10 protein-coding genes are annotated in these 12,271 nt (G+C 48.3%); 7 read left to right on the forward strand and 3 right to left on the reverse strand.

Annotated features, from left to right (window positions below; all coding sequences use genetic code 11):
* Positions 1–188: 188 nt before the first annotated feature.
* Together ACH3Y6_RS10725 and glmM are read right to left on the reverse strand one after the other, a co-directional pair.
* Positions 189–1,319: a cysteine desulfurase family protein gene (locus ACH3Y6_RS10725; protein ID WP_490835610.1), complete on the reverse strand. Its 1,131-nt coding sequence runs from the start codon at positions 1,317–1,319 to the stop codon at positions 189–191.
* 104 nt (positions 1,320–1,423) lie between these two features.
* Positions 1,424–2,830 (reverse strand): phosphoglucosamine mutase, encoded by a 1,407-nt coding sequence (gene glmM / locus ACH3Y6_RS10730; protein ID WP_490835611.1) that lies wholly within the window; start codon positions 2,828–2,830, stop codon positions 1,424–1,426.
* A gap of 55 nt (positions 2,831–2,885) precedes the next feature.
* Here glmM and ACH3Y6_RS10735 point away from each other — a divergent pair, with 55 nt between their 5' ends.
* From ACH3Y6_RS10735 to ACH3Y6_RS10750, 4 genes are all read left to right on the forward strand, one after another.
* Positions 2,886–3,629 carry a class I SAM-dependent methyltransferase gene (locus ACH3Y6_RS10735; protein WP_490835612.1) on the forward strand — a complete coding sequence of 248 codons (744 nt, stop codon included), beginning with the start codon at positions 2,886–2,888 and terminating at the stop codon, positions 3,627–3,629.
* 70 nt (positions 3,630–3,699) lie between these two features.
* Positions 3,700–4,308, forward strand: a complete 609-nt coding sequence (locus ACH3Y6_RS10740) for a phosphatase PAP2 family protein (RefSeq protein WP_490835613.1) — start codon at positions 3,700–3,702, stop codon at positions 4,306–4,308.
* A gap of 209 nt (positions 4,309–4,517) precedes the next feature.
* A complete protein-coding gene (locus tag ACH3Y6_RS10745) occupies positions 4,518–6,188 on the forward strand; it encodes a glycosyltransferase family 39 protein (protein WP_490835614.1) in 1,671 nt (556 codons plus the stop codon).
* A 43-nt stretch (positions 6,189–6,231) separates the two neighbouring features.
* Entirely contained in the window at positions 6,232–7,521 is a 1,290-nt protein-coding gene (locus ACH3Y6_RS10750) for a hemolysin family protein (protein WP_490835615.1), read from the forward strand.
* A 224-nt stretch (positions 7,522–7,745) separates the two neighbouring features.
* On the opposite strand, the gene ACH3Y6_RS10755 is transcribed toward ACH3Y6_RS10750, so the two are convergent.
* The gene (locus tag ACH3Y6_RS10755; RefSeq protein ID WP_490835616.1) at positions 7,746–8,234 is read right to left on the reverse strand and encodes a DUF6702 family protein; all 489 of its coding nucleotides are present in this window, start codon (positions 8,232–8,234) and stop codon (positions 7,746–7,748) included.
* A gap of 54 nt (positions 8,235–8,288) precedes the next feature.
* Here ACH3Y6_RS10755 and ACH3Y6_RS10760 point away from each other — a divergent pair, with 54 nt between their 5' ends.
* The 3 genes from ACH3Y6_RS10760 (at position 8,289) to ACH3Y6_RS10770 (ending at position 12,251) form a co-directional block, all read left to right on the forward strand.
* On the forward strand, positions 8,289–8,870 hold the full coding sequence (locus tag ACH3Y6_RS10760; RefSeq protein ID WP_490835617.1) for a HupE/UreJ family protein: 582 nt from the start codon (positions 8,289–8,291) through the stop codon (positions 8,868–8,870).
* A 14-nt stretch (positions 8,871–8,884) separates the two neighbouring features.
* Entirely contained in the window at positions 8,885–11,290 is a 2,406-nt protein-coding gene (locus ACH3Y6_RS10765; protein WP_490835618.1) for a M1 family metallopeptidase, read from the forward strand.
* 133 nt (positions 11,291–11,423) lie between these two features.
* A complete protein-coding gene (locus ACH3Y6_RS10770) occupies positions 11,424–12,251 on the forward strand; it encodes an alpha/beta hydrolase (RefSeq protein WP_490835619.1) in 828 nt (275 codons plus the stop codon).
* The last annotated feature ends 20 nt before the right edge of the window (positions 12,252–12,271 follow it).

A 12,271-nucleotide genomic window follows, 5' to 3' on the forward strand; every position in this document is an offset into this window, starting at 1 on the left:
CAGCAGGGAATATTGAGCTGTTGAAGTGATATTTTTTTTCGATCCTTGTTCGTCTGTTCCTTGCTCATCTGTTCTATACGGAATCTTTGTTTTTCTCTGCCTCACGAAATGGATTCAGCAGGGAATATTGAGCTGTTGAAGTGATATTTTTTTTCGATCCTTGTTCGTCTGTTCCTTGCTCATCTGTTCTATATGAGTTCTTTCAGCTTCTCCACTACAATATCGATCTCTTCTTTGGTGTTGTGTTTGCTGAAGGAGAAACGTACCGTAACCTGGTTGGGGTTGTTATTGATGGCGCGGATGACATGTGATCCCTGGTCGGCACCGCTGGTACAGGCGCTGCCGCCGCTGGCGCAGATATGATTGATGTCGAGGTTGAACAGGATCATCTCACTTTTCTCCGTTTTAGGGAAGCTTACGCTTAGTACGGTATAGAGACTTCGTCCCAGAGGGTCTCCGTTAAAAGAAACGCCCTTGACGTTCTTTTTCAGGCGTTCCATCATGTACAGTTTCAGGCCTTTTATATAAGCACTGTTTTGTTCGTGCTGTTCGGTGGCCAGTTGCAGCGCTTTGGCGAATCCCACAATGCCATAGAGGTTTTCAGTACCGGCGCGCATATTCCTTTCCTGGCTGCCACCATGAACAAAAGGTTTGATCTTCACATTTTCATTGATGTACAGCAGACCCACACCTTTTGGGCCATGAAACTTATGGCCTGCACCGGTCACAAAATGAACAGGTGTGTTACGTAGGTCGAACGGGAAATGACCAACGGTTTGCACGGTATCGCTGTGGAAGATGGCATTGTATAGTTTACAAAGTTCACCCACAGCATGTATATCGAGCATATTGCCGATTTCATTATTGGCATGCATCAGGGTCACCAGGCTCTTCTCTTCGCTTTCTGCCAGCAGTTTTTCCAGGTCCTCCATATCGATATGTCCGTTGGGAAGCAGTTTCACATAACTGACCGATGCCTCGCCATTGTGGTACAGGTACTCAACGGTATGGGTGGTGGCATGGTGTTCAATTACCGTAGATATGATGTGTTTGCAACCCAGGTCGCGCACGGCAGCGGTAATGGCAGTATTGCTGCTCTCTGTTCCGCCACTGGTGAAAAAGATCTCGGCAGGATGCGCGTTCAGGATCTTAGCCACAGTTTTACGCGAATTCTCTACCGCCATCCTCGACTCACGCCCATAACTGTAAATGGAAGAGGGGTTGCCAAAATGGGTGGTCAGGTAAGGCATCATCGCTTCCAGCACCTGCGGGTCCAGCGGGGTGGTAGCGGCATTGTCGAGGTAGATTCTTTCGCTCATAGGACAAAAATAAGAAAAGTCTATGGTCCATGACAATTCCTCATGATCCATAGACTTTTCACCGATCCGGGTTTTGACGTATTAATCCCCTAATAATTGCCGTTTTACATCGCTTCCCGGATATCCTGCATCAGCTTTTGCGCAATATTGGACGCAGTGGTCTCAAAATTACTCTCTGCATAGATGCGGATAATAGGCTCGGTATTGCTGGTACGCAGGTGCACCCAGTCTGTTTCGAATTCAATCTTTAATCCATCCTCTGTATTGATAGGATGTTTCTTGTATTTCTTTTTGATATGGTCAAAGATCTTCTTCAGGTCAAAACCCGGCGTGAGTTCGATCTTGTTCTTGCTCATGAAATAATCCGGGTAAGTATTGCGTAACTGGCGAACCGATTTTTTCTGTTTGGCCAGATGCGTCAGGAACAATGCAATACCGATCAAGGCATCGCGACCATAATGCAGATCGGGAACGATGATGCCGCCGTTGCCTTCACCGCCGATCACGGCATTCACGGCTTTCATCTTGTTCACCACGTTCACTTCGCCCACAGCACTTGGGGTGTATTCGCCACCGTGTTTGAGAGTTACGTCTTTTAAGGCACGGGTAGAAGACATATTGCTCACCGTGTTGCCTTTGCGTTGCGACAGGATATAGTCGGCCACAGCCACCAGTGTATATTCCTCACCGAACAGGCTGCCGTCCTCACAAACAAAACAGAGCCTGTCCACATCGGGGTCTACGGCAATACCCATGCTGGCATTCTGTTTTTTTACTTCGTTGCACAGTTGCAGCAGGTTTTCGGGAAGAGGCTCGGGGTTATGTGCGAATTTGCCGTTCACTTCCTCGTTCAGTACGGTGAAATCTTTCACGCCCAGCGCTTTCAGCAACTGCGGAACTGCAATAGCTCCGGTACTGTTGATGGCATCTATGACAATATTGAATTTCGCTTTTTTGATGGCGGCCACATCAACCAACGGGTAATTGACCACCGCATCGATATGCTGCTGTAATAACTGGTCGTTGGTGGTATAAGATCCCAACTGATCAACCCCGGCAAATACAAAGTCTTCCTGAGCAGCCAGTTCCAGTACTTTGGCGCCCACTTCGCCGCTGATGAATTCTCCCTGGTTATTGAGGAGTTTCAGGGCATTCCATTCTTTGGGGTTATGACTGGCCGTTAAAATGATACCGCCAGCCGCTTTTTCAAATACCACGGCCATTTCTACGGTAGGGGTGGTGCTCAGACCCAGGTCTACCACATCCAGTCCCAACGCATTCAGCGTGCTCACCACCAGCCTTTGTACCAGTTCACCGCTGATCCTTCCGTCGCGACCGATCACGACTTTCCGGTTATCAGACTGTTGTGCCAGCCAGGTGCCAAAAGCAGCGGTAAAACGTACCACATCCAGCGGGCTAAGGGTGTCGCCTGGTTTACCGCCAATGGTACCGCGGATTCCTGAAATGCTCTTGATCAATGCCATGAAATCGGTTTTTAGGGATGCAAACATAATAGAAATTTTTTGTTTGCTCTGCTGGCGTAATTTTGCAGGATAATGAGCAATTATGCCGGATAAAGCGTGGTACAAGGACTGGTTTAACTCGAATTATTATCATTTGCTGTACCAGCACAGGGATGAGGAGGAAGCCCTCCAGTTTATTCAGACACTGATACAGTATCTGCACCCCCCTGCGGGCGCAACCATGGTGGATGTGGCCTGTGGAAAGGGCAGGCATAGCAAAGTACTGGCCGATATGGGGTTTGATGTTACCGGCATAGATCTGTCGGCCGCCTCCATTGAAGAAGCTAAAAAGGAAGAATCCGATAATCTGCATTTTTTCCAGCACGATATGCGGCTGCCTTTCTGGATGAACTATTTCCAGTATGCATTCAATTTCTTTACCAGTTTCGGTTATTTCAGAACCCGCCGCGAGCACGACAATGCCATCCGAACCATAGCACAGAGTCTGAAAAAAGAGGGCGTTTTCGTGATCGATTACCTGAACGTACATTATACCGAAGAGCGACTGGAGAAAACCTTCACCACCACCATCGAAGGCATCACTTTCCACATCACCAAGTGGCAGGATGAAGATCATTTTTTCAAACAGATCCAGATCACCGATGCAGCCAACAGTGCACCCAAACACCTCTATACTGAGCGCGTAGCCAAATTCTCACTCGGCGATTTTACCGATATGCTCTCTTACCAGGGCATGCAGATACAGGAAGTGTTTGGCGATTACCATCTGGGGCATTACGATGTCAAAAAATCCCCCAGGATGATCATCATAGCCAGAAAGAGCTGATAAATGCCCACAAAAAAAACATTCACTCATTCTATCATTCACTCATCCACTCATTGGTTATCTTTACTACATGTCAGCACCCGTATTACTCAACAGTTTTCTCGAAAATGCCTGGGAATGGCTCCGTTACCTGGATACCCGGCTGTTCCTGAAGATCAATACGGAGTGGACCAATTCTTTCCTGGACAGTGTATTCCCCTGGTACCGTGAGGCCAATGCCTGGGTGCCCCTGTACCTGTTCCTGATCGTTTTTGCGCTGATGAATTTTAAACAGAAAGCGATCCCCTGGATCCTGTTTGCTGCGCTGACGGCCACACTTACCGACCAGATCAGCAGTTCCCTCATCAAGAACTGGATCGCCAGGCCCAGGCCCTGTCGCGATGAACTGTTCATGAGCCAGGTGCGTCTGATCCTGAACAATTGTTCCGGAGGCTACAGTTTCCCGTCTTCGCATGCCACCAATCATTTTGGCTTCGCCATGTTCCTTTTTCTGACGCTGAAGCCGATCCTGAAGCAATGGGTGTGGCTGTTTTTTGCCTGGGCGGCCACCATCTGTTACGGCCAGGTATATGTAGGGGTCCATTATCCGCTGGATGTGTTCTGTGGAGCCATACTGGGTTCGGTGATCGGTTATTTGACGGCTACTTACTTCAACCGAAAGATCGGCCTTTCCCTATGACCATCCTTTGCGGCACTACCTGTTTAACAGCACATGACGGAACGCAATAAAATTTCATACCAGTCGCTCGGCTCCGCCGAGTGACGCCGATCCCCGAGGCTTCCAGCCTAAAAGCCTAAAGCCCACAGCCCAGATACAATCCCCCAAGTTTAACAGCACACGACGGTACGGAATAAAATCCTTTATTTTTGATCCATTAACCCATGTTCATGATCCCTAACCGCGTTTACCGGCTGATCCTTTCTTTATGTGCCCTTGTATATCTATTGGGTATGTTCCTGGTACCTTTGATGGATATTGATGCCTCGCAATATGCCTCCATCAGCCGGGAGATGCTGGAAAATAAGAGTTTCCTGCAGGTGTTCGACCTCGGGTACGACTATCTCGATAAACCACCGATGCTGTTCTGGTTATCGGCCCTGAGTATGAAATTATTGGGTGTGCACGACTGGGCCTACCGTTTGCCTTCCTTCTTTTTTGCGTTGCTGGCAGTGTTGTCTACCTACCGGCTGGCAAGGATTTATTACAACCGGGAAATCGCGCAGTTGAGTGCCATGGTGCTGGCCTCTTCGCAGGCACTGTTCCTGATCACCCACGACGTACGTACCGATACCATGCTGATGGGTTGGGTGGCTTTGAGCCTTTGGCAGATGGCTGCCTGGTATGAGACCGGAAGGTGGAAATATTTTCTGGTGGCATTTGTGGCCATTGCCTGCGGTATGATGACCAAGGGGCCGATTGCACTGATGGTGCCTGCTTTTGCTTTTGTGCCGCATGTGGTATTGCGGCGCGACTGGAAACAACTGTTCCGCTGGGAATACTTGCTGGGTGTGTTGATCATTGCGGTGATGCTGGTGCCCATGAGCATCGGCCTGTACCAGCAGTTCGATCTGCATCCGGGTAAGATGATCAATGGGGTGCCGATCAGGTCAGGTCTTCGCTTTTATTACTGGACACAAAGTTTTGGTCGTTATACCGGTGAGAATGTGTTCAACGAAATGAACCATTTCACCTTCCTCCTGGAGAATATGCTCTGGAGTTTCCTGCCCTGGATCCTGTTCTTTCTGCTGGGACTGGTATTCTCTGTTAAGGAGCTGCTGCAGAAAAGAGGTCACCTCACCGGAAAGGAAGAGTGGGTAAGTGCTGGAGGTTTTATCGTTACCTACTGTATCCTGGCCCGCAGCCAGGCGCAGTTGCCACATTATATTTTTGTGGTATTCCCGCTCGCTGCTATTGTTACGGCGCGGTTTCTGTACCGCTTATTGTTTACCGGCGAGTTACTGCCATGGAAGAAACCTTTGCTGGTATTGCATGCGATCATTTTCGCCCTGTTATGGGTGGCAGTGATCGCACTCATGAAATGGCCGTTTGTTTTACCGGGATATGTTCCGGTACTGGCCGTACTGGGACTGATCGGTTTTTTTGTGATCCTGTTCTCGCGTGATCAGCTGCGTTTGCCCCTGGTACTCACCATTGCCCTGTACACAGTGATCGGAGTAAACTGTTTTCTGAGCACCGGCTTTTACCCCAGTGTGGTAAGATACCAATTGGGCAACGATGCGGCAGCATTCATCAACAGCCAACAATTGCCCAAAGAAAAGATCGGCCTGTACGGTATTCACGAGGGTAGGGCCCTGCATTTTTATGCGGAACATATCTTTCCCACCAAACTGTCGGTGACCGATTTCAGGGAAGATGAGATGGTGATTACGATGAAGGACAGTCTGCCGGCGTTTACCCGGACCTTTCCGCAGGCCACTGTATTACACGAAGGGCCTCATTTCGGGGTTACCGCTTTAACCCTGTCTTTCCTGAACCCCGCCACCCGCGACCAGGAAGTACCAAAATATGTGCTGGTCAGGCTCGGAAACAGGCCTTAATGATGATTTAACAGGGATTGATTAGTTTTGAGTAAGTACAGCTATGACAGAAGTAATCATTTTATTGATTTTGATCGTGATCAACGGCCTGTTCTCTATGGCTGAAATCGCGTTGGTTTCGGCACGTAAAGCAAGATTGGAGGCACAGGCACTGAAAGGCGATTCCGATGCCAAACAGGCATTGCAACTGGCCAATCACCCGGAAACATTTCTTTCCACCGTACAGATCGGGATCACACTGATCGGCGTGCTGACCGGTATCTACTCAGGCGACAGCTTTAAAATACCCTTGCAGCAATGGCTGGCAAAATTTGAATGGATAGCACCTTACAGCAGTACCCTTGCCACCACGCTGATCGTAATTATATTAACCTACCTCTCACTGGTATTGGGCGAACTGGTTCCCAAAAGACTGGGTTTAAGTAACCCGGAAGGCATAGCCAAATCGGCGGCAACACCCATGCGACTGGTCACCTGGATCATGTACCCCTTTATCTGGCTGCTCAGTATTTCTGCCAGCAGCATCATCCAATTGTTCAAGATCAAAGGAACCGATAACCAGGTTACGGAAGAAGAGATCAAAGCCATTATCAGCGAAGGAACCGAACATGGTGCTATTGAAGAAGCGGAACAGGATATTATTGAACGGGTATTTCACCTGAGCGATCGTAACATCACTTCCCTGATGACGCACCGCAGTGAGATCACCTGGATCGATGGATCCAAGACCATTGCAGAAGTAAAGCAGTCGGTGGAAGACATCATCCATTCCATATATCCCGTTTGCGAAGACAATATCGATCATATCAAAGGCATGGTGAGCATCAAAGACCTGTTTGCCGCTGACCCTTCCGTCACCGTTTTCTCCATCATGCGCGAAGCCATGTATGTTCCGGAGAACAACACAGCCTACCAGGTACTGGAAAGGTTCAAGCAGACCAAGATTCACCATTGTTTCATTGTGGATGAGTACGGCAGCGTACAGGGACTGATGACATTGAATGATATCCTGGAAGCCATCGTTGGCGATATCCCGCAGGAAGAAGATGAAGAACACGAGATCACCGAAAGGGCCGATGGTTCCTTCCTCATAGACGCCCAGATACCTTTTTACGATTTTCTCTCACACTTCGATAAAACAGAATGGATGAAAGAAGGTGACCAGGACTTTGATACCCTGGGCGGATTCATCATCCATGAATTAGAAAAGATCCCCAGCACCGGTGATACCATGGAATGGAAGATCTTCACTTTCGAGATCGTGGACATGGATAATCACCGCATCGACAAGATCCTCGTAACTGCGAAAGACACAGATAAGGAAGAAGAGTAGGGAACAGATGAACAGAGGAATAAGGAACAGACGAAGGGAATGATGAATATTGAACAGATGAACAAGCAATGATGAAGGTTGAAGTTTAGATGACCTCTGCGCAACTCTCCGCTCTCTCCGCCTCTGCGGTGAATAAAATATCAGGAAAACATTGAATACTCATTAAATAAATTTCCGATCCTCTGTTCCTTGCTCATCTGTTCCTTGTTCATCTGATCCTTTGTTCAGAACTCAAATGCCGCATAATTCTTCGGATAATCCAGTTTGTAGCTTTTATCGGTGCTTCGGGCTTTTACATGTATCAGGTTGCTCTGTAGTTTCTCAAAATCATAGAGAAGGGTGCAGTCGATCTCGAGTTTTTTTACATCGGTCGTTTTAGGGATCTCGAGGTAACTCCAAACACTTTCTTTCTGCAGTTCATGTCCCAGGTAATGCAGGCTAACCGGCTGGCCATTGATCTTTAAACGGATGGTGCGGGTCAGATAGGTGCCGATCTGTTTGTCCAGGAACACCTGATCGGCCGGCTTCATGATGTCTAATTTGGTGCTGGTATATTTCTGCAGGGTCTTTTCCAGGTCCTCGGCAAAGATGCGAACACTCACTTCCACAGTGGCGTCTTTCGCATTATGATTTATTTCTATAACGGAAACATAGAACGGGTGTAACAGTGCCAGAATACCCGTCATCATCCACTGAACCAGTATATTTACCATTCAAATAGGTTTTTTGACAGCTACAAATGTCATCATTAATTTAACATCCTGTACATGAATGATTTTGGACTTTATTTAGAACTAGGCTATAAGCATATTGCCGACCTGCGGGGTATTGATCATATCCTGTTCGTGATGGCGCTCTGCCTGCGTTACCAGTTCAGTGACTGGCGAAAGATACTGGTCCTGGTAACGGCATTCACCATTGGTCATTCTGTTACACTGGCCCTGAGTGTATTTGAAGTGCTGGAATACCCGGTAAAATGGATCGAGTTCCTGATACCGGTGACTATCCTGATCACCGCTATCAGTAACGTGTTCGTAAAGAAGTTCGTGTACCGGTCAAAATTTCCGGTCATTTATTTCTTTGCCCTGTTCTTCGGGCTGATACACGGACTGGGTTTCAGTAACTACCTGAAAAGCCTGCTGGGCTCAGATACCAATATCGTGGCGCAGCTGCTGGCATTCAATGTGGGACTGGAACTGGGGCAGTTGCTGATTGTAACCGGCGTTTTATTGATTTCCTTTATATTCGTATCCATTCTGAAATGTAACCGCAGGGAATATATCCTGTATGCAACAGGCGGTATTTTTGCGATCGCAATTCAAATGGCTATTGAAAGACTTCCTTTCTAAAACAAACAACAAGAATGAGAAAATTACTGATCATGTCCTTGCTGCTTTGCTCAGCCGGCTTTTTACAGGCCCAGGACATCCGTAACAACCCCACTTCAAACCACGGTAACAAGTTTGAGCAGTTGGGAACGATTTTGCCGACTCCCAACGAGTATCGTACCGCAAGCGGAGCCCCCGGACCCAAGTACTGGCAGCAGCGCGCCGATTACGATATCAAGTGCGAGCTGGACGAGGCCAACCTGAAATTAAAAGGTAGCGAAACCGTTACCTACTTCAACAATTCACCTGATGTGCTGACTTATATCTGGCTGCAGCTGGATGAGAACGAACACAGCACAGTCAACAATGCCAACTACCAGGATGCAAGTTACCTGAGCAAAGCCCTTTCTCTGAATGCCGTTGAAAAACTGGCATCGCAGAATACGGATAACGGGTATGGTTTCGTGATCACCAAACTGACCGATGCCACCGGTAAAGCATTGAAATATACCGTTAACAAGACCATGATGCGCGTAGACCTGCCCGTTGCGCTGAAGCCCGGTCAGAAATTCGTATTTAACCTGGACTGGAACTATAAGATCTCTGATCGTATGACTTTCGGTGGTCGCGGTGGTTATGAATTCTTTGCCGAAGATGGCAACCACCTGTTCACCATGGCGCAGTGGTACCCCCGTTTGTGTGTATACAGCGATTTCCAGGGATGGCAGAACCACCAGTTCACCGGTCGCGGAGAGTTTGCACTCACTTTTGGAAATTTCAATGTACAGATGACCGTTCCTGCGGATCATGTGGTATTGGCCACCGGTCAGTGCCAGAACTACCCCCAGGTATTATCTGCTGCACAGTTGGCCAGATGGAACCAGGCGCAGAATGCCAAAGAACCTGTAGAAGTCGTTACACTGGACGAAGCCACCAAAGCGGAGAAACAGAAAAGTGCTGCCAAAAAAACATGGGTATTCAAAGCAGATAATGTTCGGGATTTTGCCTGGACCGCCAGCCGTAAACTGATCTGGGATGCCATGCCTGCCTATGTGGAAGGTAAAAAAGTGATGTGTATGAGTGGCTACGGTAAAGAAGCCTATGGCCTGTACCGTAAATTCTCTACCAAAGCGGTGGCACATACCATTAAGACCTATTCTAAATTCTCTATCCCTTATCCGTATCCTGTAGCCCAGAGTATCGAAGCTGCCAACGGAATGGAATACCCGATGATCTGTTTCAACTATGGCCGTACCGAGAAAGATGGTACCTATAGCGAATCAGCCAAACAGGGAATGCTGGGTGTGATCATTCACGAAGTGGGACATAACTTCTTCCCGATGATCGTTAACAGCGATGAGCGCCAGTGGTCATGGATGGATGAGGGTCTGAACTCTTTTGTAGAATACCTGACCGAAGAACTGTACGATAATAAGTTTCCTTCACGTATGGGCTTTGCCTCATCGATGAAAAGTTATATGTCATTGCCCAAAGACCAGCTGGAACCCATCATGACCAACAGTGAGAACATCATTGGTTTTGGTCCGAATGCCTATACCAAACCTGCTACCGGTCTGAACATCCTCCGCGAAACCATCATGGGTCGCGAACTGTTCGACTACGCATTCAAGGAATATGCACGCCGCTGGGCTTTCAAACATCCCACACCTGCCGACCTGTTCCGCACCATGGAAGATGCAAGTGGCGAAGACCTGGATTGGTTCTGGAGAGGTTGGTTCTATGGCATCGATCCCTGCGATATCGCGATCGATACGGTGAAACATGCAATATTCGATCCCAACGCAGTAGCTGCTAACGGTGGAGGCGGTGGAAGATTCGGAATGGGTGCTGTTGGCCCCCGTGGTATGGACAAGCCAATGCTGCCTATGTTCGATGATATTTCCAAGATCCGTAACCGCGAAGACAAAAAGATCGTGTTCCTAACCGATGCCGATACCAGCCTGCGTGATTTTTACTGGAGGTATGCAAGAGGTCTGGAGCCTTACGATTCTGTTACCAAAATACCAGCCCCTGCAGCTAACCCACCTGCCGGTCTGACTGATGAAGAAAAAGCGAAATATGCAGATGTACACCTCTACGAGATCACTTTTACCAACAAGGGCGGCCTGGTAATGCCAATCATTGTTGAGTTCAGTTTCGAAGATGGCAGCAAGGAAACACAAAGGATCCCTGCCCAGATCTGGCGCAAGAATGAGAACAGCGTAACAAAACTGTTCCTCACCAGGAAAAAAGCGGTTGGTATCAAACTTGACCCGATGAAGGAAACAGCCGACATCAATGAAACCAACAATAGCTGGCCTAAAACCGGATCGGCTGATGCTGAACCCAGCAAGTTCTCCCTGTTCAAAGCGGCTAACAGGTCACGCGGCCAGTCGCAGGGTGTGAACCCCATGCAGAATGCATTACAGAAAGGAAAATAATCCATAACGGCCCTGAATGAATAAAGCCACTGCGTAATTGCGGTGGCTTTATTTGTGAAGGGGCAGTGGTGAGTAATGAGTGGTGAGTAGGCAGGCCCTTGATCAGAAAAATGAAATAGTAATAGCAATCATTATGAAAACACTTTGTTTTTTTCTATTGGTCCTTGTATGTCTTTCCACCCGTGCTGCCACTGTGGATACGGTGGAGATATACAGCAACAGCATGCACCGTCATGTGAAAACAGTGGTGGTCAGGCCAGTATCGTACAACAGTACGAAGGAGCAGCGTTTCCCGGTGCTCTACCTGCTGCATGGGGCTTTTGGCAGTTATGCCAACTGGGTACGGAAAGTGCCGCATATACAGCAACTGGCCGACCAGTACGGGATGCTGATCGTTTGCCCTGACGGCGGATATACCAGCTGGTACTTCGACAGCCCCGTAGACAGCACTTATCGTTTCGAAACATTTGTGGCTACAGAAGTGCCGAAATACATCGACCAACATTACCGCACTGTCAATAACAGGAACGGCAGGGCCATCACGGGTTTGAGCATGGGCGGACATGGCAGCATCTTTCTTGCCTTCCGCCATGCAGAGACCTTCAGCGCCTGTGGCAGTATGAGCGGAGCCTTACACATCACCGTGATCAGCAAAGGGTATGACCTGGACAAGCGCCTGGGAGATACGGTCACCAATAAAAGCTACTGGGTCAACTGGAGTACCTTGAACGTGATTGAAAAATATCCCAAAGATTCACTGTCTATCCTGATCGACTGCGGAACGGAAGACAGGGTACTTCCCATGAACAGGGCCGTACATGAAAAGATGCTGAAGCTGAAGATCCCGCATGAGTACACCGAACGGCCGGGCGAGCACAACTGGGCCTACTGGACCAATGCCATCGACCATCATGCTTTGTTCTTCAGGAAACATTTTGACAGGGTGAGAAGTAGTGAGTAGTGAGTGGTCAATTGTGAATT

The organism is Sediminibacterium sp. FW305-C-269, from assembly GCF_058231045.1.